At 55.9% G+C, this 20847-nt stretch carries 22 protein-coding genes; 8 read left to right on the top strand and 14 right to left on the bottom strand.

Annotated elements, in window-relative coordinates; translation table 11 throughout:
• Positions 1 to 1683 (bottom strand): sensor histidine kinase, encoded by a 1683-nt coding sequence (locus AC6IZD_RS00960; protein ID WP_497785806.1) that lies wholly within the window; start codon positions 1681 to 1683, stop codon positions 1 to 3.
• Positions 1684 to 1885: 202 nt separating this feature from the next.
• On the opposite strand from AC6IZD_RS00960, the gene AC6IZD_RS00965 reads away from it, so the two are divergent.
• The gene (locus AC6IZD_RS00965) at positions 1886 to 2734 is read left to right on the top strand and encodes a 3-hydroxybutyryl-CoA dehydrogenase (protein ID WP_497785807.1); all 849 of its coding nucleotides are present in this window, start codon (positions 1886 to 1888) and stop codon (positions 2732 to 2734) included.
• Between the two features lie 117 nt (positions 2735 to 2851).
• Here AC6IZD_RS00965 and AC6IZD_RS00970 read toward each other — a convergent pair whose 3' ends face one another.
• Entirely contained in the window at positions 2852 to 3337 is a 486-nt protein-coding gene (locus AC6IZD_RS00970; RefSeq protein WP_497785808.1) for a DinB family protein, read from the bottom strand.
• A gap of 106 nt (positions 3338 to 3443) precedes the next feature.
• On the opposite strand from AC6IZD_RS00970, the gene AC6IZD_RS00975 reads away from it, so the two are divergent.
• On the top strand, positions 3444 to 3824 hold the full coding sequence (locus AC6IZD_RS00975) for a hypothetical protein (protein ID WP_497785809.1): 381 nt from the start codon (positions 3444 to 3446) through the stop codon (positions 3822 to 3824).
• 63 nt (positions 3825 to 3887) lie between these two features.
• On the opposite strand, the gene AC6IZD_RS00980 is transcribed toward AC6IZD_RS00975, so the two are convergent.
• A complete protein-coding gene (locus tag AC6IZD_RS00980; RefSeq protein ID WP_497785810.1) occupies positions 3888 to 5306 on the bottom strand; it encodes a phospholipase C in 1419 nt (472 codons plus the stop codon).
• A 263-nt stretch (positions 5307 to 5569) separates the two neighbouring features.
• Here AC6IZD_RS00980 and AC6IZD_RS00985 point away from each other — a divergent pair, with 263 nt between their 5' ends.
• The gene (locus tag AC6IZD_RS00985) at positions 5570 to 5791 is read left to right on the top strand and encodes a hypothetical protein (RefSeq protein WP_497785811.1); all 222 of its coding nucleotides are present in this window, start codon (positions 5570 to 5572) and stop codon (positions 5789 to 5791) included.
• 28 nt (positions 5792 to 5819) lie between these two features.
• Here AC6IZD_RS00985 and AC6IZD_RS00990 read toward each other — a convergent pair whose 3' ends face one another.
• From AC6IZD_RS00990 to AC6IZD_RS01000, 3 genes are all read right to left on the bottom strand, one after another.
• Positions 5820 to 6200 carry a TraR/DksA family transcriptional regulator gene (locus AC6IZD_RS00990; protein ID WP_497785812.1) on the bottom strand — a complete coding sequence of 127 codons (381 nt, stop codon included), beginning with the start codon at positions 6198 to 6200 and terminating at the stop codon, positions 5820 to 5822.
• A gap of 491 nt (positions 6201 to 6691) precedes the next feature.
• Complete coding sequence (locus tag AC6IZD_RS00995; RefSeq protein WP_497785813.1) at positions 6692 to 8170, bottom strand: sigma-54-dependent transcriptional regulator; 1479 nt, start codon at positions 8168 to 8170, stop codon at positions 6692 to 6694.
• A gap of 319 nt (positions 8171 to 8489) precedes the next feature.
• Positions 8490 to 9227: a GvpL/GvpF family gas vesicle protein gene (locus AC6IZD_RS01000; RefSeq protein WP_497785814.1), complete on the bottom strand. Its 738-nt coding sequence runs from the start codon at positions 9225 to 9227 to the stop codon at positions 8490 to 8492.
• Between the two features lie 387 nt (positions 9228 to 9614).
• Here AC6IZD_RS01000 and AC6IZD_RS01005 point away from each other — a divergent pair, with 387 nt between their 5' ends.
• Positions 9615 to 10748, top strand: coding sequence for a GGDEF domain-containing protein (locus AC6IZD_RS01005; RefSeq protein WP_497785815.1), 1134 nt, complete (start codon positions 9615 to 9617; stop codon positions 10746 to 10748).
• Between the two features lie 50 nt (positions 10749 to 10798).
• Here the strand turns inward: AC6IZD_RS01005 and aroE are convergent, their stop codons facing one another.
• Positions 10799 to 12703 (bottom strand): shikimate dehydrogenase, encoded by a 1905-nt coding sequence (aroE, locus tag AC6IZD_RS01010; protein ID WP_497785816.1) that lies wholly within the window; start codon positions 12701 to 12703, stop codon positions 10799 to 10801.
• Between the two features lie 219 nt (positions 12704 to 12922).
• On the opposite strand from aroE, the gene AC6IZD_RS01015 reads away from it, so the two are divergent.
• On the top strand, positions 12923 to 13807 hold the full coding sequence (locus AC6IZD_RS01015) for a hypothetical protein (RefSeq protein WP_497785817.1): 885 nt from the start codon (positions 12923 to 12925) through the stop codon (positions 13805 to 13807).
• 88 nt (positions 13808 to 13895) lie between these two features.
• On the opposite strand, the gene amrA is transcribed toward AC6IZD_RS01015, so the two are convergent.
• The 5 genes from amrA to AC6IZD_RS01040 form a co-directional block, all read right to left on the bottom strand.
• On the bottom strand, positions 13896 to 14471 hold the full coding sequence (amrA, locus tag AC6IZD_RS01020) for an AmmeMemoRadiSam system protein A (RefSeq protein ID WP_497785818.1): 576 nt from the start codon (positions 14469 to 14471) through the stop codon (positions 13896 to 13898).
• Positions 14472 to 14551: 80 nt separating this feature from the next.
• Entirely contained in the window at positions 14552 to 15196 is a 645-nt protein-coding gene (gene pgsA / locus AC6IZD_RS01025; RefSeq protein WP_497785819.1) for a CDP-diacylglycerol--glycerol-3-phosphate 3-phosphatidyltransferase, read from the bottom strand.
• Positions 15197 to 15313: 117 nt separating this feature from the next.
• Positions 15314 to 15661, bottom strand: coding sequence for an HU family DNA-binding protein (locus tag AC6IZD_RS01030; protein WP_497785820.1), 348 nt, complete (start codon positions 15659 to 15661; stop codon positions 15314 to 15316).
• Between the two features lie 150 nt (positions 15662 to 15811).
• Positions 15812 to 16783 carry a hypothetical protein gene (locus AC6IZD_RS01035; protein WP_497785821.1) on the bottom strand — a complete coding sequence of 324 codons (972 nt, stop codon included), beginning with the start codon at positions 16781 to 16783 and terminating at the stop codon, positions 15812 to 15814.
• A 14-nt stretch (positions 16784 to 16797) separates the two neighbouring features.
• Positions 16798 to 17169 carry a PilZ domain-containing protein gene (locus AC6IZD_RS01040; RefSeq protein WP_497785822.1) on the bottom strand — a complete coding sequence of 124 codons (372 nt, stop codon included), beginning with the start codon at positions 17167 to 17169 and terminating at the stop codon, positions 16798 to 16800.
• A 334-nt stretch (positions 17170 to 17503) separates the two neighbouring features.
• Between AC6IZD_RS01040 and AC6IZD_RS01045 the strand changes: the two genes are divergently transcribed.
• The 3 genes from AC6IZD_RS01045 (at position 17504) to AC6IZD_RS01055 (ending at position 19795) form a co-directional block, all read left to right on the top strand.
• Complete coding sequence (locus AC6IZD_RS01045; protein ID WP_497785823.1) at positions 17504 to 18322, top strand: MBL fold metallo-hydrolase; 819 nt, start codon at positions 17504 to 17506, stop codon at positions 18320 to 18322.
• A 136-nt stretch (positions 18323 to 18458) separates the two neighbouring features.
• Positions 18459 to 18833 carry a 30S ribosome-binding factor RbfA gene (gene rbfA, locus AC6IZD_RS01050; RefSeq protein ID WP_497785824.1) on the top strand — a complete coding sequence of 125 codons (375 nt, stop codon included), beginning with the start codon at positions 18459 to 18461 and terminating at the stop codon, positions 18831 to 18833.
• The gene (locus tag AC6IZD_RS01055; RefSeq protein WP_497785825.1) at positions 18830 to 19795 is read left to right on the top strand and encodes a DHH family phosphoesterase; all 966 of its coding nucleotides are present in this window, start codon (positions 18830 to 18832) and stop codon (positions 19793 to 19795) included. The genes rbfA and AC6IZD_RS01055 overlap by 4 nt, the downstream gene beginning before the upstream one ends.
• A 134-nt stretch (positions 19796 to 19929) precedes the next feature.
• On the opposite strand, the gene AC6IZD_RS01060 is transcribed toward AC6IZD_RS01055, so the two are convergent.
• Together AC6IZD_RS01060 and AC6IZD_RS01065 are read right to left on the bottom strand one after the other, a co-directional pair.
• A complete protein-coding gene (locus AC6IZD_RS01060) occupies positions 19930 to 20421 on the bottom strand; it encodes a VOC family protein (RefSeq protein WP_497785826.1) in 492 nt (163 codons plus the stop codon).
• Positions 20421 to 20816 carry a biotin/lipoyl-containing protein gene (locus AC6IZD_RS01065; protein ID WP_497785827.1) on the bottom strand — a complete coding sequence of 132 codons (396 nt, stop codon included), beginning with the start codon at positions 20814 to 20816 and terminating at the stop codon, positions 20421 to 20423. Before AC6IZD_RS01065 ends, AC6IZD_RS01060 begins: the two co-directional genes overlap by 1 nt.
• Between the last annotated feature and the right edge of the window lie 31 nt (positions 20817 to 20847).

A 20847-nucleotide genomic window follows, 5' to 3' on the forward strand; every position in this document is an offset into this window, starting at 1 on the left:
TCAACCTGCCTTGGCTGAGTTTGCTTTCGCTTCTGTGTTGATAGGAAGTTCGATGCTGAACTTGCTGCCTTGACCGGGAGTGCTTTCCACCCAGATCTTTCCGCCGTGCGCGTCTACAACGTGGCGTACCAGGGACAGTCCAAGCCCGCTGCCTTTTGTGTTGTGTACCAGCGGATCGCTAACGCGATAAAACTTTTCGAATATTTTGCTCTGCTCCGCTCGCGGGATGCCGATGCCGCGGTCGATCACTTCCATGTTGAGCGCACCATCGTGACGCGAGAGTCTTACGGCAAGACTCTTCTCGTCGCATGAATACTTCACGGCATTGTTCACCAGGTTCAGCAGAGAGCGGGCGATTGCCTCACGATCTGCCTTGATCGAAGGCAGGTTATCTTCGATCTCTTCCTGCAAAGAAAATCCGTTCTGCTCAATCTGATAGCGGTAGGAATCGAGCGTAGTCCTCACCAGTTCGGCCATGTCGGTTTCTCGAAAATCGTAAGCCTTCTTTCCTGCTTCGATTTTTGAGAAGTCGAGAATGTTGTTGATGAGTGTTGTTAGCCGCTCGCTCTCCTTGCGAATGATGCGGTAATACTCCTGTTGCTTTTCAGTGCTTGGGATGCGGCCCAACTCCAGTGTCTCGGCATATAACCGAATGAGCGAAAGAGGCGTGCGTAGCTCGTGTGAAACGTTGGAAACAAAATCGGACTTTAGCTTTGCCACGGCGACTTCTTTGCTCACGCTTCGGTAGCTCAACACAATCCCGCCAATCATGAATGCCGACAGACCCGCAAGAATCAGGTAGCTCGTTTTCAGAAAATGGCTGCTCAGTGCTTGCACGCTAGTGCCGTGATACTTCGTGGCCAACACCAGTCCTGGAAATCCGGCTTCCATCGGATGCTCAACCTCGGGTTTGCCTGCGTCCCAATTAGACGAGGCCGCCAGGGTTTCTGATTCGTGCCTCGCGTGCAGCATCAATGCTGGTTTGTTTCGTTCATTCGTGTCAGCCGAATGATTCGTCGGGCAGTCAGCCATCAGGTTCAGAACGCTAGGGAAGAACTCGTTTCGCAGGTACTCGGCGTCAAACGCAATTCCGCCAATTACGACGTGGTCTGCGGGCACGTTTCGGATCGGAAACAGCAAGGCGGCTTGGTAGAGCTTCTTCTCGCCACGGGGCACCCACGAGTAGTCGAACATGAACGGGCGTCCGTCTTGCCTGTCCATCTTCCAGAGCTTTTCGACCAGGTCTTTGCCCTCCATCGGAAGCCAGGTTGAAATGCTGCTTTCCAGCTTGTCGCGCTCTTTCCTGAAATCAGGATTTCGCATTTTCTCGGCGCGCGAGACGAAGACCGTACCCGTATCCTGATCAAAGAGGAACGCATGAGCCACGTTGGGATAGCGGTCCAGGATGCGCTGTAATTGCTCTTCGACGTGGTCGTCTTCAGGCTGCGGAAATTCGTTGCGAATCGTCTCGCCCATTTCGTAAGCCTTCGACGTCATCTGCTTGTCGGTCAGCATCAGCATATTCTGCAAGTCACGCTCAATCGCCGCATTCACTGTCTTGTCGTGCCCGAGCGACTTCAGATGCAGAATGCTTATCGTGACCAGCGCCAATGCGGGCAGGATCACAGCAAACTCCAGCACCAGCAATCGAGCACGTTGATTCCATTCGCGACCACGCTTCATCGACATCTCCCGCCCGTACTGGAGTGATTCGATTCTCACCTTACGGCGGAGGACACCTGCAATCTGCGAACTGGCTGTAAAACCTTGTAAAAAATTGTTGGACAGCTCTCGATGTGCGCGCCAGCCAAAGGCACTTTCCTCTGGTACACTCATCCGTTGCCTTCGCCCGTCCTGCGGCGGAATCAGACTGAAGGAGCACTCCATGACAATTCAAACCATAGGGATCGTTGGTGCTGGAACCATGGGCAATGGGATTGCACATGTCTGCGCTAAATCGGGGTTCAACGTCATCCTGGTCGAAATCGAACAGCGCTTTCTCGATCGCGGCCTCGCCACTATTCAGAAGAATTTGGGACGTGAGGTTGAAAAAGCGAAGCTCTCCGCCGAGGATCGTGACGCCGCGCTGGCCCGCATAAAACCCACGCTTTCACGGGATGATCTGGCAGCTGCTCAACTCGTAATCGAAGCCGCGAGCGAGCGCTTCGAAATCAAGCAGCAGTTATTTCAGCAGCTCGATCAGCTCTGTCCCGCCGAAACCATATTGGCTTCGAACACGTCATCCATTTCCATCACCAAGCTCGCAGGACAGACGAAGCGGCCTGATCGCGTCATCGGAATGCACTTCTTTAATCCAGTGCCGATGATGAAGTTGGTCGAGGTCATTCGCGGCATTGCAACGAGCGATGAAAGCTACGCCGCAGTGAAGGCCTGCGCCGAGCAACTGGGCAAAACTCCGGTTGAGGTAAATGATGCTCCGGGATTCGTCAGCAACCGCATATTGTTGCCGATGATCAACGAAGCAATTTATACGGTGATGGAAGGAATTGCCACGCCTGAGGCGGTCGATGAAGTATTTAAACTCGGCATGGCGCACCCGATGGGTCCACTCACGCTGGCCGACTTCATAGGGCTCGATGTCTGCCTCGACATTCTTCGCGTGCTGCACACAGGACTGGGTGATCCGAAATATCGCCCCTGCCCGCTACTCATCAAGATGGTCGATGCTGGTTGGCTGGGACGCAAGTCTGGCCGCGGCTTCTACAAGTACTAGCGCCTGCAACCACTGCGTGAAGGTGCCCCACATCTGCCGTACTCAGCAGATGTGGGGTCTTTGACTTTCGGCGCTCGAGTTTTGGATCCGAGGTTTTCGCCGTTAGCTGAACAGCTTCTACTTCTGCGCCGCCATCGCTGCTTTGTCGTCTTCCGAAGGCCCATACACGCCGGGAACTTTCAATCCCGCCTGCTTCATCAGCACAGTCATCTGCGCGCGATGATGTCCCTGGTGGGCAATGACGATATTCAGCACAGCGCCTTTTCGCATGCTATGTCCGAAGATCGGAATTTCCTGGCCAAGTTCGGCGTCCTTCCACTTCGAAACGACCGCATCCTCAAGTTGTTTCGCGTTCTTCTCGTAAGCTGCGATGATTGCGTCGACAGTTGCAAGTTGGGCTTTTTCCGGCATCGGCAACAATCCAGCGTGCGCAGGAATGGCGACGATGCTGCCCGCGATATGCGCCGCGAGCGAGCCCAGAGTGTAACTTCCGGGTACTACTGCCTGCACAAGCGAACGGTCATCAAGTGCGCGAAAAACGCGCAGGGTTGAACTGCTCTCAGCTTTCCACGTTTCGAGAAAGTCCTGTACGGTTCTGAACATGGGTAAAACAATAACCCCAGTGGGGCCGTTCATCAATGCCTCACCAGCTCAGTTGCCGACTGTTGTCTTTGAATTTACAATCGCTGGCGCAAGGATCGTGCCTTCCATGAACGAATCCACTCCTGAACGCTATCCGCTGATTTTCTACCTATTCGCTCTGCTCCTAGGCATGGCGTGCGGTGCTCTTCACATTGCAGTTGAGTCGATGGAAGAGCCCGATGCACTGCTTTCCGCTCTGGCCGTAACTGCCTGCAGCATGCTGCTCGGAGTTCTGCGCCCTGCACGTCCATGGCGCTGGGCGCTGCTCGTAGGAGCGCCCGTGCCGCTTGCCATCGCCATCGCGAAGTATGTCACCCCAACTGCGCACTTCACTCGCGCCAGTGTCGCAGGGGCTTTCCTGGTCGCTTTGCCCGCCATCGCAGGCGCGTTCGGAGGATCGGTGATGCGCCGCAAGTTCTCGGAATTGTTTTTCGAGAAACATTCCTGACCACGTAACCTGCGCCACAAAAAATGCCCCCTTCGTGAGGGCATTTTGCGTTTCATTGGCAAGCTACGGCAAGTGATCCTGATAACACGGGGCGGACGTCGTCTGCGTCGGTGGCGTGCCGGGATTCAAATTTGGCGAACTCCAATCGAAGAATTCCGTCATGTCTGGCTGTGCCGCGTCACGCTTGTTGAGCGATGGCAGGTTGAAGCGCGTCTCGATGAACTTCAGCATAGCGGTAAAATCTGCCGGGGTGTTCGAAACATAGTGCGGCTTTGTGAATGGTGAAATCACGATCAGTGGCACGCGCAAGCCTGTGATTGTGAAGTCGCCAGTTGGATCGAAGGAGGTCAGGTCTTTCGGCGCAACGCCATCTGGGCTTACCGTTTGCATTGGCGGAACGTGATCATACAATCCACCGAACTCGTCGAAGGTGACGAAGAACACGCTATCCTTCCACGAAGGGCTAGACATCAGAGCATTCACCTGCTTCTGAACGTACGCTGCCCCAACCTGGACATTGTTCTGCGGATGCTCATCTGTTGCGCTCGATTCGTATCCAGTCTCGATCAGAGAGACCTGCGGCAGAGTTCCGTTGGCTGCGTCGGTCGCAAACTGAGTGGCCGGAACGAAATTCGAGATGTGCTGGTTGGTGAATGAAGGGAAGTACGTCATGTACGTGCTCCCTGTCTTGCCCGGAGCCCAATTGTCGCTAACGTACACACGCCAGCTTATGTTGTTTTCCTGCAAAAGCTGAAAGATCGTCTTTGCCGTGAGTGTGTCCGTTGGCGGCCGCGTAAAGCCCTGTGATGTCGCTGCCAACAGATACATCCGATTCGGCTGCGTGCGTGCCGGGGCGGCGCTGAACCAGCGATTCGAGGTTGCAAACTGTGTGGCTGCCCAGTAGTAGAACGGAAGTTCGTTCTCGTTGTAATAGCCCATCGCACGCTTGCCCGCGGGATCTGGACACGTGAGGCCGCGATTGGCGGCGTCATGCACGCAGAATCCACCTTGCATCGCTGCGGCCCCATCCATAGGTGGAGTGCCTGTTACCTGCGTCGGATGGACGAGATTGATGGTGTTATGCGTTTCCTGCCAATTGCTGGTCATGTCGTACGAGCACGCGCTGACCATGTGAAATGGCGAGACGTTCGGGCTTCCATCCCATGTTTTCAGCGACACGTTCGCGGGCAATCCATCAATGTCGCTTGCTGCGCCTGCCCCATGCGAAGCGCGGTAAGCGCCTAGCTGTCCGAAGTAGTGATCGAAGCTGCGGTTCTCCTGCATCATGATCACAATGTGATTGACTGATTGCAGGCTTCCCGTGCTCGTAGTGCCTCCGCCTGTACTGCCGCCACCTCCGGTAGTGCCGCCCTCAGTGGTGCCTCCGCCCGAGCCTCCGGTAGTTGTAGAGTTTCTGGTGCCTGTGCCGCATCCGATCAGCGTGGCCAGGAATATGAGCAGGAGTGCCGATAGATATCTCATTTGCGATTACACCCGTGGGTTGTGGTCGCACTTGGGATGGCACAGTCCCAGTCGGGTGTTGCCCATTCCGCCGTTTACGCCATAGCCGGTTCAAACCTTGTGAAAATGCGATGAAAATCATGCAAAGCAGGGCAAAACTCGTTCCTGAACGACAACTTGTTCCCTCCAGAGTTCATCCCATTTGCAGAACAAGCCGATACAAGCTCCCTGCAGGAGAACTTCACCTATTGCGCAAATGACGGGTCAGACAGGAGCAAGCAGAATTGAAAAGAAAAGTAAGAATTCCGGGAATTGCGCACTGGATCTTTTTCGCTTTGTTGTTGGTGTGGATGGCGCTGATCATCGTGGGTGAATCATTGCATGGCCTCATTCACCTGTTGCCGCTCTGTGCCGTAATCATTCTGGCTTATCGTCTGCATCGTTCGTGTGTGACGCGCGCGGCGGTGCCTGCCCCTGAAAAGACAAAAGAGATGGCCGCCCGGTAGGCGGCCTTGTTCTTCCCTTGATACCTGGTCAGCTTTCCTGCGTCTGCTCTTGCTGCAGCTCTCCGCGCTCCAGTTTCTCCTGACATGCAATGCAGTGCCTTGCCCATGGAAGTGCTTCGAGTCGGCGCTCGTTTATGTCTTCGCCGCAAACTTCGCACTCGCCATACTCGCCTTTTGCAATCCTTGCCAGTGCGTGATCGACCATCTGGAGGAGATGGCGGTCGTTGCTGCTCTGAGCAAACAAAAATTCCTTCGTGTACGAGCTTGAGGCTCGATCAGCAACGTCCTGTGCGGAATCGGTCGCGTGTGCTGTACGGCCCTCTTCTTCCGCACGCGCTACGCTCTCGAGCAAGTCTTTACGACGTGCTTCGAGAAGTTGTTTGAGATGCTGGATACGTTCTTTGTCCATCGCCGTCACTTCTCTACAGCGTTTAGAGTCACAGACCGCAAATGATAGCGGCGGCTACTTCGGCGGTCAATTCGTTTCGGCCACATGAGCGTCGTGCCCAGACTAGGATGCGTAGGGACGTCCGCGGCACTCAGCAAATCGGACGGATTTGTGAGCATCGAAAAAGCGACCCTTAATGGGTCGCTTCTTGAAAGAGGCAAGGGAGGGTGGGAATTTAGGCAGGAAGATTTAGGTGCCGCTCCAACCTTTCGGGAGCCGCGAATAGAAGTGTGTACTCCTTGAGAGGAACTTTCATTGGCAATTTCGGCCTCTTTGTTACCCATACTGATGCACGTTCCGGGCCAGTGAAGCGGAACGCCCGCAGCCGTTCAGCAGCGAAATTCTAAGTTGTTAATTTGATTGTAATATTCGGATCTTCGGGCAGGATGTTCGGACAGAGGTGAAGAAGCACTGTGTAAAATATGCAAGAATAAAGTGGTATTCAGCTTCCACTATTTAGAAGACAAGTTCTTGTTGTTGAACTGGTCTTGTTCTTCCATTGCCTTCAGCTTGTTGAGTAATGCCTTGTAGCTCACCTTCAAAATCTTCGCTGCTTGCCGACGATTCCAGCGCGTCTGGTTCAACACACGTTCAATAGCCTCGCGCTCGGCCTTCATTGCCGCTCGGCGGCCAATTTCCAACAGGGACAAGGACTCTAGCTCTCCTTTGACGGTGTCCGCCGCGACCATGTCGATCTCAACCGGACGTGCTATCACCGGAACCGCAGGCTTCGGCTCCCAATTCGAGGAGCTGATCGGTTTGTGGTTCGAGAGCTCGCGGATGATCTGTGATTCATTACCCACGATCACGTAGCGCTTAACCAGGTTTTCCAACTCGCGGATGTTTCCCGGCCAACTGTACTCAATCATCCGGCTTACTGCGTAGTCGCTGAATGGTGGCGGTTGCTTGCCGTAGTATTCGCTGTACTTGCGTAGGAAAAAGTCGAGGAACACCGCAATCTCTTCTTTGCGCTCACGCAGTGGCGGAATGTTGATCGTGACGACGTTCAGGCGATAGAAGAGATCTTCGCGGAACGTACCTTCCTCCACCGCCCGCTCCAATTGCTTGTTGGTTGCCGCGAGCACGCGAACATCTACTGCAATATCTCGTTTCCCGCCCAAGCGAGAGAACTCGCCATCCTGCAATACATGCAGCAGTTTCGCTTGAAGGGCGGGGTGCATTTCGCTGATTTCGTCCAGAAACATCGTGCCGCCATGGGCCAAGTCAAACTTTCCCAGTTTCTGTCGATTGGCTCCCGTGAATGCTCCCGGCTCGTAGCCGAACAACTCGCTTTCGAGCAATTCATGCGGAATAGCTGCGCAGTTCACTTTTACAAATGGCTTGTCGTGTCTCAGTGAATGCGAGAACACCATGCGGGCAACAACTTCCTTGCCCGTGCCGCTCTCGCCGCGGATCAGCACGGTGGCATTGGTGTCGGCCACCTGCTCGATCGTGTTCTTCACGTCCTCCATCTTCGGACTGGTGCCAAAGAGCATGCTGAAATCGCTCTGGCGGCGAACTTGGTCTCGAAGCTGCGTCACCTCAGAGGTGAGCCTCTGGCCTTCCAGCAGACGTGTCATGTGCTGATCGAGCACAGCAAGTTCCATCGGTTTGCCCATAAAGTCGTCGGCGCCTAGCTTTGAGGCCCTGAATATGACTTCTGGCGAACTGCTGCTTGCGGTCATGATGACCGAAACATCGGGCTTGATATGCTTCAGCCGCTCCAAGGTCTCCATCCGCTCCATGCCGCGAGTGTCAGCGTCGAGCAACACCAGCGCGGGATCAAACACGCGGAACATGCGGACCGCCTCATCACCGTTTGCGGCGGCGCTCACGTCGTAGCCGCGGCGCGTGAGATGCGCGCTCAGAAATTGGCTCTGAGCTCGGTCGCCGTCCACGATCAGAATCCTGGTCCTGCTGCTAACGTGCATGCTGAAGCGCCTTCCTGCAAGGGTTGGGCCGAAGCCGTTGAGGGTTAGCCAGCCAGAACTCCTCCTGGTGCCGTGTACGGGAGCGGACCTACTTTCTGTGCGCCGTACCCAATTGTGATGCTTCCCTTTGGTCGCCAGCGTCCTGAAAGTGGTTAACAAGTGCAAATGGTTTGAATCCGCATTCTAATCCAGATTCTCAATGTTGGAACAGGGATAACAATACCGAGTACCTGACAACTCACGGGTTCCATCGTTTGCTGCTGCTGAACGCAGAAAAGCCGGCTCGCGGCCGGCCTTTCAGAGCAGAGGAAACTGCGATTCAGTTATTTACGACCGTGCGTACTTTTCCCGGGTCGGGCATAAAGTGATAGGGCGGCCAAGGGCCAGAAATCGTGATTTCGACACCCTTAAACTGCCGCAGCGCACTTGAGTACCGGTTCTGGTACTTCTCTACCATATCCGAGTTGATCAGGTGAGCGATGTCGAGCACAATTCCCGTCTCGACCTTCTTGCATGTAATTTCTTCTTGCAGCGGGTTGAGCAGCTTGCTCACTTGCAGCGACAGTGCCCGGGCTTTCGACTGGCGTTCACGGTCTAGGGTCGCCTGCACTTTCAGCCTCGACAGGTATTCGCCTCCAACCTTGTGGGGCAGGTCTTTCATCGTTTCAGCGATTGCTGTGCCTTCCCTGACCGTCACCCGAATGTGCATTTCGCTTTTTCCGCGGAGCTTTGCAATCGAATCTGCAAAGGTTCGTTTGTTGTTCCTGATTGCTTGGCGCAGGGCTTCGTCGGATTCAAACACGGTGCCGAACTTGAAGGGAAGCAGTGTCGCCATTTTGAAGCAGTCGCTCACAATCCGGGCGTGCTCCATGGCGGACTGTTGGGTCAGCGCTTGTCCGTGTACGATCTCGCTGACGATCACCACAAACTCGCCGCAAGGAAACCCGCTTACCGGGCTCCCGTTTATGCCTTTGAGAGAATCAATGAGAAACGGACGACGAACGCGTCCTTGTTGGAAGTTCGCTTGTTCGCTGATGCAGTATGCGTACCACGCCATCTTCGCTCTCCAAAGACTCCCGGCTGCTCACACCGGGAAATCGGAACAGCCATTAAGACTCGATTGGAACTGCGGAAAAATCCTTTGGGGGAGGCGATACGTAACAACCTGTCTTCATTCTGGGCTCGTCAGCCTTGCGGGTGAACCAGAGTCTCCTTTTACCTCCGGAGTAGTTCCTTTTTTGTGTTTCCATTTCCAAGGAATCTTCTTTCTGGCAGCAACTGGGCCGTCGAAAACGGCACTTAGGTGCTTCTCACCATTCCAATCATAGAGCGAAATGCTTAATTTGGCAACCGAACACACTCAATCGTCCATCGAGCGGCGGACAGGGCGGCACCAGGTTCGTCGGATGCATCCTAACGGAACAAGCCGCGTCCCGCTTCGTTTATGGCACAACCGTCTCGTTCGTCTCCTCAACCCGACTTGCTCGAGCGATTCGCCGTCGAGGTTTTCTCAGAGCTTCAGGAAGAGACGATTGTGCGACGTGCTCGCGAAGTCAATGTTCTGCTTCGTATGAGCATGCTCGCCGGACTTGAGATGGAACTTGCCTCCACTCTGAATCTTGTCTGCGACCTCGCTGCTGAAATTGTCAGTTTTGTTCGTGGGGCGGTTTATTTCTGGGAAGAAGACGGCGAAGTGATGCATGTGCGCGTCACTCGCAACATGCCTGATCCGGACGAAGAGAGTTACACGCGCGCAAACGTTCTCAACTACTGGTCTGCAAAGCTTGGACGCCCTCTGCTGATCTCGCGGCATTCGCAACCGGAAGCCGACACTCTGCTGCGTGCGATGGATGCCGCCAGCGTGCTCGTGATTCCACTTTTTGTGCGCAATCGCGTGATGGGATCGTTGCAGTTGTTTGGTGACCGCACAGATAGCTTTACTCGCGAAGACGCGCAGCTTCTGTGGATACTCTCGTTGATCGCTGAGAGCATGCTTGCGCGCGATTATTCCAACGAGACTTTGCTGCGCTTCGCGTTCACAGATTTTCTGACCGGATTGAAGACGCGTGGCTTCTTCGAACAGCAACTCGATATCGAACTTGCCCGCGCCGAACGCCGTGGTACGCCTCTGTCGATCCTGATGATCGACATCGACCACTTCAAGCGTCTGAACGACACGCACGGACACCACGCAGGAGACATCGTGCTGCGCGACGTTGCCGCGATCCTCGCACGCGACCTTCGCGAAATCGATACAGCCGCACGCTATGGTGGCGAAGAATTCATCCTGCTATTGCCGGAAACCGATCTCGCAGGCGCAAAACTGGTTGCGCAACGCGTCCGCTTCTCCGTTGAGCAGGCGAATTTCTTCACCGGAGTTCGCACCGAAGCCGGACAGGAATCGGAGCACGTCACCATCAGTGTGGGAGTGGCAGTGTTTCCTTCGGAAGCTCACTTCAAGCGCGATCTGCTCGAAGCTGCCGACGCCGCTCTCTATGAAGCGAAGGCACGTGGCCGCAACCGTGTCGTGCTTTACTCCGACCTGAAGCGCGACAGAGAAAAGTCAGAAGCATCCTAAATGCAAATGCCCCATCCGAGAATGGGGCATTGTGTTGCGCTTGAATTGATCTAGCGGCTCTTCGCAATGACTTTCGACTTCTTCGCCGCGCTTTTTGCGGCGGGCTTCGCCACTGCTTTCGTCGCTTTCACTGCTACCTTCGCTGGAGCCTTCGTGGCCTTCACCGGCGCGGCCTTTGCAGCCTTCGCATGATGGGCTGCCTTCACCGGCACAGCCTTTGAAACTGCCACCTTCGCCTTGGAAACGGCCTTTGCCGCTACAGGCTTCGCTTCATGCTTCGGTTCCGGCTTGGGCTCTTCCTTCACCTCTGGCACAGGAGCGGTAACTGCTGATTCTGGCTCAGTTGCAGCTGCAGCATTCGCCGCAATCGCTCGCGCCTTAGGCTGAACGACCGTCGGAACTGGCGTCTGATTCTCACCACCGGCGGCACCCAATTGGCGCAGAAGCACCTGCCGAATGCTGTCGATCGGAGCGGGTTTTCCAGTCCAGATCTCAAATTGCCGTGCCGCCTGATGTACAAACATCTCGGCGCCACTGATTGTGCCGCATCCCTTACTTTGGGCAAGCTTCAGCAGCTTCGTCTCGATTGGGTTGTAAACGGAATCGAACACCCACACGGCATTCAGTTCATTCTCTTCTAAGGGCGATTGCTTGTCCGTTCCCATGCCTACTGGCGTGCCATTGAGAATCACGTCAAAGGACATCTTGCCGAAGTCGCTCCGCTTGATCACCTTCGCGCCAGCCTGCTTGGCCAGAGCTTGAGCGTTCGCTGCAGTGCGATTCAGAATCGAGATCTCGGCACCCTTTGCCTGCAGCCCAAAGACGGCGGCGCGCGCTGCGCCTCCCGCTCCGAGTACCAGCACGCGAGCACCCTGCAGGGTCACGCGGGATTCCAGCGCTGCCACGATCCCATATACGTCCGTGTTAAAGCCGAACATGGCGCCGTCTTTGCCGCGAACAATCGTGTTGCAGGCGCCGGTGCGCTGTGTCAGCACGTCGCTGTTTTCAAGATGTTCGACCATCGCCTGCTTGTAAGGCATGGTTACACTCATGCCGTTGACGGGCAGGTCCGTCGCGGTCGAGAGCAGATCGTCGAGCGCCTTTGCATGTAGCGGAACATACACGGCGTTCACGTTCTCGCGCCGGAAAGCCGCGTTCATCACCCACGGCGACATCGAATGCGCCACCGGGTCCCCGGCAATGCCATAAACCTTCGTCACTGATTCCATGTGCTCCACGCGGTAGAAATCGCGCAGCTCGCGGAACGTGGGCTGCCCCGGAGCGGTTTCCTTGCCGTGCTCGGGAGACCCAAACGTGAAGGCTCCGCCAGCACGAATGCTCAGGACGCGGCTCAACAGGCCTTGCTCACCCATGCACATTCCGACCATGGCGTACTCCGAGCCATGCTCCTCCAGGAACCGGATCATCGTGACGTTGTCGTGCAGGCAGGTCGCAGTACCGACAATTTTGTAGAAGTCGGCATTGAAGGCGCGCATCCGTCCAAAGGTCTCTTCCAGCTTCGATGTGGTCTTGAAGTCGTGGTAGGAGAGGATGATAGCTGCACGTGACCGGAGATCTTCCCAGTCCGCAGTCGCCATTGCCTCAACGCTTTCTATTTCAATATCGATAGCTGGGCAGCCAGCCTCGGCAGCCTTGCGCAGGATGTCGAGTTGCTCCTCCAGCGAGCCATGGAACCCGCCACCAGCTCCGGTGCGCCGGCAAGTCGCAATCACGACCGCGTCAGGGCGCACTTCCATGAGCCTTTTCAGGCGGGGCAGGGCGGAGAGCGGTGCCTTCAGGTGGTCAAGCCGTAGCTCGACCAAGGGATTCTCGCGCAGGACGGTTTCCGCTCTTTCCAGCAGCTCAGCCGGATCCGTACTTGTAATCGCAACGCAAATGCGCGGCATGCGAAAGCGCAGGGAGCGTGCAGCGTAGTTCATCGGTGAAACAGTCATTTGTGCGCACATAGTAATTAGCTCGTGGACGGGTTGCAATGCTTTCAATGATTTTTTATCTGGTAATTGTCCTGAAACAGTGTAACGTGCCCGATCAGTCAATGGCTTTCGCGTCCGTCTTGTCCCAAGGTCACTTGACCCTTGCACCTGCCTTTGTTAGCTTCCAGCTAGCATCGAGAAAACTCCTCTCCTTACAAGCGGTTAAAACGGGAGCGTGGAATGAAACACCTGATCATTACGTTCGCCCTTTTCACCGGGACTCTCGTGGCACAAGCCGGACCCGCGCCACAACCCCGCGTTGCCGAAGCCAAAGGCCCCAACTATAGCCAAATGTACTGTGCCGGCTTTCTGACCAGGGATTCCATTCCGCGCACAAACTACCTGCTTGGCTCCAAAGAGAGCCCGCACGAGAACAATTTCCCTGCCGAGTCGCAGTTGTTCATCGGTGGCCCGGCGCTGGTCGAAGGGCAGCGATATAGCATCCTGCGCCACGTGGCCGATCCGAATCGCGAAGACTCCGCCCCTGAAGTGCGGAAGGAGCTCTTGAAAACCGGTTCGCTATACCAGGAAATTGGCTGGGTGACGGTGCATTCCGTCCAGAAGAATGTTTCCCTTGCGACCTTCGACTTCGCTTGCGACACGGCGGTGCCGGGGGATGTCGTGGTGCCGTTCCAGGAGAAGCCCTCGATTTCGTTCCGCTCCACAGGCACTGCGCTCAAAGACTTCCAGGACAAGTCGGATGCTCCCCAGGGTCACATCCTTGGCGCAAAGGACTTTGTCGGACTGCTTGGGGAAGGCCACATTATCTACACCGATTACGGTACCGAGAAGGGTGCCAAGCCGGGCGAATACCTTGTTGTCCTGCGCGGCTATGCTTCGAAGGATCTGAATCGCATGGACCGAGCTTCGGAGCGGCTGCCCCGAGGTGCTGACACGGCTGTCGATTCCCGGAAAATCAAGGCGAAAGACGATTCTCTCCTCCCGCAGCGTGTTTTGGGCGAGGTGCTCATATTGAGCGCTACCCCCAATTCTTCCACCGCTCTTGTCACCCGGGCTTTGTCGGAGATGGAGCTCGGAGACGTGGTGCAGCAGGAGCAGAACTGAAGTTCCAAATCAGAGCTGAAAACGAATGCCCCAGGTGCCATTGTGGCGAAAAACCTGGGGCATAGTTGTTTGACTTGCCAAGAACTCACTACTGCAAACTTTCTCCGGGCGCTTTCTCGCCAAAAACTTCGGCTGTAAACGCCTCGATCTTTGCGCCCCTCTGCCACATGTCCGGCGGCAATCCGGCTTTGCGACACGTTTGCTGAAGGAAGGTTTCGCGATCCCAGCCGTACTCTCCAGGAACTTGGGGCAGCAGTAGCCCTCGGCGTTTTTCATGGCTCACCAACAAGCCATGACGGCCCACAATAACGTCTTCTGGTGCGATCTCAAACATTGGCGACAGGACGCTTATCTCTATCTGCAATCCCTCCAGCTCGGTCTCACTTACAGGAGCGAACCGGGGATCCTCCAGTGCTGCTGCACGTGCTGTCCGCCACACGGCTTCGTCCAGCGGATCGGTCGCGAGCACGTATCCAATACAGCCTCTAAGCTGGCCATTTCTGTGCAGGGTTGTGAAGACACCGCGTGGCTCTCTTAGATGTTCGCTCGCGGGTTCGGAAGATTGTTGTTGCCCTCCGGCTACGGCAGCGCGAATGCTGCGATGAGCCAACCGCAATAGCCATCGCCGTTCATCGTCCGAGTATTCGACAGGGAATTGCGTCATGAGAATGAATCAGATTGCCTGCACCCCGGGCGTTGCCATTTGGGATGCGGAATGGCAAATGACTCGAATACGAAAAGGCTCTACGCCCTGGTCTTGTCTCCGCCGTGATTCACCACAAAGGCAAGAGGCGCTTTTCGAGCCTTGCTCTGTGCCAGCGCTTCAGCCCAGAACGCGCGGAAGTAGGCGAAGGCGGATAACAGCGACACGGCCAACGTAAGCCAAATCGCCAGCACTGCCAAGGTGGTTCCATGCAGCACTGTGCCCCCTACCTTCCACATGGGCCACGCGTGGGCCATCAGTACCGACACGACGGAGAGGATCTGCACCACCGTCTTGCCCTTCCCGATGTCGCACACATGCAGAGTCATCCCTTCCTGCACGGCCACCGAGCTTAGGCCGGTGACAAGGAACTCGCGGCCTACGATCAGCACAGCCACCCAGCCCGAAACCAGCGCAGGAGCGAACTTCACGAGCGTGATGTATGCAGTGGCGACCAAGAGTTTGTCGGCCAACGGAGACAGCAGTGTTCCGAGCGTGGTTACTTGATGAAGGCGGCGGGCAAGAAATCCGTCCAGCCCATCCGTCAACGAAGCGAGCAGGAAGACAGCAGCAGCCAACATCTCCTGTCGGCCGTGCACACCGGAGAAGTGGCTGCTTGCCAAAACCCAGAGAAACAGGGGTACGCAACAAATGCGACCTAGCGTGATGGAATTAGGCAGGTTCACGAGAGCACAACTTAGCACCGCCGCTTCGACTATTCGCCTCGCAGTTCACTACGAGGAGATTCTGTTCAGCCGCGAAGTCTCAAGGCGTGCAGTTGGGCCCCGCGCTGTGCTTTTGTTTTAGCTCTCAGGCTTTGCGGCTTCGGCCGAAGCTGCTTCTGCTGCGGCAGCCTGCGGCTTGGCGGCAGCGGCCGCCTCATTGACCATATCCTTCAGCTCTTTGCTGGGCTTAAAGAACGGAATCTTCTTCGGAGGGACTTCCACCCGGTCGCCGGTCTTTGGATTGCGCCCGACCCGGGGTTTCCGCTGCCGTGTGCGGAAGCTGCCGAATCCGCGAATCTCAATCTTGTCTCCGCTGCGCAGAGCTTTCACAACGCTGTCGAAGATTGTCTCCACAATGACTTCGCTGTCCTTGCGGGTCAGTTCGGCCAGTCGCGAAACTTCTTCGATGAGATCGGCTTTCGTCATGTTTTTTGTATCTCCGTGTAGCGGATTTCAAATACCGCGCGTCAGCAACCGAAGCTAAAACGTTGGCACCTCGGAGTTTACCACGCTTAACGCCAAGAACAGTAGGGGGCAATTCAAAGGAAATTCGCGATCTCATTTCTTTTTAATCGGTTATTTCCAGAAAAGCCTTCCCAGCATTCGTCCAAATTTCCGCAAGGCTCCCGGCTTCTTCTCTGGAGCCGCGGGTTTTGCCACGGTTGGCCCGTTCACCTGCGGCAGCAGGGCCATCGTCAGCCGCGAATTGTCCCTCGACACCGACAGCTTGGCTACCGATGCAAGAAAGTCGTCCGCCATGTCGTTTCCACGGAAGGCAAACTGGGTCTCAACCTCAAGATGCTCGGCCGCGTCAGCCTCCTGCTGGCCTTCTTCTGGCTCGCTGCGCTGGTTGAGCGCAACTTCGGGCACGATTGGCGTCGAATCGCTCGATTTTGCCTGTTCTTTCGATTCCGTGGGCTTCGGAGTGGGTTCAGACTCTTCGGCCGGAGCCGCGGCCTTCAGCGGCAACGGCTTGCTCGCAGGACATCCACACGACTTCGGAGCTTCTGTCGCCCCGGAAATCTTCCCTGCACGAAACAGCACGCTCTTGCCTGGGGTGAGCTGGTAGGAATCCGTGCCCATCATCTCGGCCACAAACAGCGAAGCATCGTTGCCCGGCAGTGATCGCACACAGGTATCTCCCGAGGGGGCGACCGTGATTTCCAGGTGGAAAGTTCCCGGGCTGATGAGCTGGAATCGAAAATCAGGGGTGAGCAGGGAATCCTGCGCCGAACGCAGGCTGTAGTTCAGTTCCATCGCCCCGGCGTTCATCCCCAGCACCAGCGAGCGCCCGCTCGCGTCCGAGGAAAGAGACAAGTTCGTCTTCGGGCAGATCCTGAGCTCGCCGCCGCGTTCCAGTTTCAGAAGGGCGATGCCGTCCCCGGCCGACACCTGCGAGCCGCTCAGTACCTTTGCCCCATTGCTCGAGAGAACTACCGCGCCGCGAACGCTCGCGTCACCGGAATAGACCTCGCCAATCGCATTTTGTGCATGCAGCGCCGTAGGCACAACCAGCGCACAGCCCAGCAGCAACACACGCTTATTCACGATCACTTATTCAATCACACCACGGCGTGCGCGTCAGCAGAGCTCATGGATTTGAGCAAGCCGTCATCCGTCAGAAATTCGTAGCTGTCGATTGCGGCGGCAATTTTGAATTCGCTGCCCGAGTCGTTGTTGCTTTCGACTCTGACCACCTTGGCTCGGCAATATACGCTCAGCGGGACGGTCATCGTGATGTCAGGCGGGAGAGTCAGCGTGAACTCGATCATCGAGTCGCGTTTCATCGCAGCGTCGCAGTAGAAGCAGACGCCTTGGGAACTGATGTCTCGCGTTCTTGCCGAGGTTTCGCCACCCTCGGACTTCACTTTCAGAGGCAGTTCCACCGCAAAACGGCGCATGATCCGCTTGTCTTCCACGGGGCTCTGGTCCATAGCTGCTCCTTGTTGCACTCCAGCTTACTTGGGGTTATGGCGGTGTCAAGGCAAAGAAGCGGCAGATACCCAATCAGTAATCCTTCTTTCCGCACATAAAGATGTGTGTCAGAATGGGATTTCATTTCGACATATCAGTCGGTTCGAAAACTCAGCTGCAGTTGGGGTGTGTGCTCCCCGGTTGTAGGTGGGGTGGGCCTTTGCGCAGTTTGTCAGCGTCAGCAGACGTGAGACAAACGATGTATTCACGTATATACTTTGCTAACTCTTAGTACCGTGCGCGCGTTGTTGGGAGCCAGGAGTATCGCCACTTCCGCTCTCACGCAGGAGAAGCATGGAAATCAAGTTCTGGGGCGTTCGCGGGTCCACACCCACACCGCAGTTGGAGAACATGCGGTATGGCGGAAACACGTCCTGCGTCGAGGTGCGCATCAACGGCCACCTCTATGTCTTTGATTGCGGCACCGGCTTCCGCAATCTAGGCAAGAGCCTCGGCATGCAACAGGGTGCAGCGCCCATCACTGCCCACATCTTCCTGTCGCATTTCCATTGGGATCACATTCAGGGAATCCCATTTTTCGTGCCGCTGTACAACAATCCTGATAATTACTTCTACTTCCATTCCTCAAGCCGTACCCGTGGCCTGCAGCGCGTAATTGAGGAGCAGATGACAGACCCATATTTCCCGGTCGATATGACGGAAATGTCTGCCCACTGCAACTTTTACGATATCGAAGAGGAGAGGGTAGAGTTCGATGACTGCATCGTGCAGTCCATGTGGCTCAATCACCCGCAGGGCTGCCTGGGTTTTCGCATGGAAACCGACACCGGAGTCCTCGTTTACGCCACCGACAACGAGCCCGGACACTCAGTTTTCGATCGTAACCTGCGCCGTCTGGCCGAAGGTGCCGATGTGCTCATCTACGACGCGCAGTACCTGCCGGATGAATATCAAGCGAAGCGACGCGGATGGGGACACAGTCACTGGCGCGAGGCGGTCAATGTCGTGATGGAGAGTGGAGCCAAGGAATTGGTCCTGTATCATCACGATCCTGACCACGATGACAACTGCATCGACCGAATTCAACGGTGCGCATCGGAGTACTACCACAAGGTCCGGGCTGCGCGCGAAGGCGACGTCATCATCCTTTAGCATCGAAATATCAATGCCGTAGTTCATCAATTGGATCGCCCATAATCTGAGCAGAATCGCGCTCACTATGGTAGATTAATCAGTTTCCCCGGTCATAATTTGGAGACGCCTTCCAACGGCGTAGGAGTATTGTTTCTTGGAAAACCGCAGTGCACAGCACCACAAAGATCGGCTGATCGAAGCGATCAAGGAAGAAATCGTAGTTATCGTCACCGGAGAACTTTCAGACCCTCGCATCGGTCTCATCACGGTAAATGACATCGTTCCTGCCCCGGGCGGCAAAGCCATTCGTATCTATGTCGGCGTGGAAGGCGATGAGCGCGAGCAGAAGGAGTGTGTCTCGGCGCTTAACGATGCTGTCGGATTCATTCGCCACGAGTTGGCTGAAGCTCTCAGCCTGCGCGTAGCTCCCGATCTGCATTTCGTTCTCGACAGCTCAGTTAGGTACGGAGCGCGGATCGATGAATTGCTTGAAAGGATCGATAAGCGCAGCAAGAAAAAGCCCCAATGAACACATTCGACGAAGTAGTGAACGCAGTGCAATCTCGCCAGCGGTGGGCTGTCACGTCTCACGCCCGACCCGATGGTGACGCCGTGGGCTCCGTCCTCGGCTGCGTTCAAATACTTCGTGCGATGGGCAAGCAGGCCGATGGATATCTCGCGGACGGCGTTCCGTTCATCTATCGCGGATTGCCCGGCGCCGCCGAAGTCAGCAGCGGTCCGGTCAACGCCGCGAGCTATGATGGCGTGCTTATTCTTGAGTGTGACAGCGTTCATCGCGCTGGTCTCGATGGAATCGACGGTTTGTTTTCGATCAACATCGATCACCACAGCACGTACTTCGAATATGCCGACGTCAACTACGTTCTTCCCTCTGCTGCGGCGGCTTCTGAAATCGTCTATCGGCTAGCCAAGTCCGCAGGGGTCACCATTACACGTGAGATAGCCACTTGCCTCTACACCGCTGTCCTCACCGACACGGGTTCGTTCTGCTATTCCGGCACAAATGCTCAGACCTTCGCCTTTGCACGTGAGATGGTGGTGGCCGGTGCTGACCCGGCCGCGATAGCGCAACAGGTGTACTTCTCCAACCCCGCGTCGAAAATGCGTCTTCTCGGGTTTGCTCTATCCACGCTGCAGTGCGAGGAGGGCATCTCCTGGATGCACGTTTCCGAAGCCGACATGCGCGCCGCAGGTGCGACTGAGCAGGATTGTGAAGGCTTGGTGAATTGGGCGCTTGGAATTGATGGCGTCGAAGCCACCGTATTTTTTCGCGAAACGGGCGATAGTCGCTATCGTGTAAGCCTGCGGAGCAAAGGCCGCATCAACGTAGCTCGTATTGCTGCGATGTTTGGTGGCGGGGGGCATGTCTGCGCCAGCGGGCACAGCATCCCGGGCCCATTCGAGTCGGCTCGTACTCGAGTTCTATCTGCACTTCGCGCTGCATTCGAAAGCCCGCAGCATAGCCGCTAGCCGTTTCCAGATTCAGGCCACGCCGAGGTTCGAAATCTCGCTTACCGCATGTTCCTCGCGAGCGCCCGCGGGAGTTGCTGAAAATGAAAAGAGCGCGGAGGTCATCCGCGCTCTCGTATCTAAAAAGAAAATTGCTAGTTATTCGGGTCTTCCACTACTTCGATCAGGAATCCGAAGGCATTTTCCGCACGCGACTTCGGATGTACAAAGAACACGGTGGTTCCACGCGATCCCGGACGCGGAGCCGCGTCAATGATCGTGAATCCGTTTTCCTTCATGTAGTCGAACGCCTTCTGTGCGCTCTTCACGCGGAATGCAACGTGAGCAAACCCACCGCGTCCGCCGTTCTTTTCGATCAGCTTCTGCACCGGGCTTTCGGGGGATAGGGGCTCAAGCAACTGGATCAGGTTCGGTCCGTCGCCAATCTGAAGCAGTGCTTCGCGAACCATGTCTTTGCCGTGTACTTCTTCGCGATGAATTTCCTGGAAGCCCAGCAATTCATAGGCGGCTACCATGCCGTCGAGTTTGCCCTGCGGTACAGAGATCGCAAAGTGGTCAATAAACTGGAATCCCGGAACCTGCTTCAACTGCTCGAAAACTGCCTTCTGATTTGTAGCTGTGCTCATTACTCGAACTCCACCAAGATTTGATTCAACTGGACGCCATCGCCCTGTTCAACGGTCACGCTCTTCACCTTGCCAGCGACGGGCGATACCACGTTGGTTTCCATCTTCATTGCTTCCAAAACAAGCAGCAGATCATTCGGCTGAATCTGCTGGCCAGCCTGCACGTTCACGCGAGTCACCATGCCGGCGATCGGCGAACGGCAAACTTTCTTCTCGTCCACCGGGCCTTCAGGCGCTTTTGCCTTGGGCGCTCCCGCAGCGGCTGCGGCCGGAGCTGCGGCGATAGTCGTCGCCGTCGGCTGTGCCGGAATGAAATGCGGCTTCGGTTTATCTTCCTCAACTATCTCTACTTCGACTTCGTAGGACTTTCCGTCGATTCCGATCTGTAGCTTCAAGGTCGTTCTCCTGGTACCTGATCTCGGTACC

Source organism: Koromonas humicola (genome assembly GCF_059726255.1).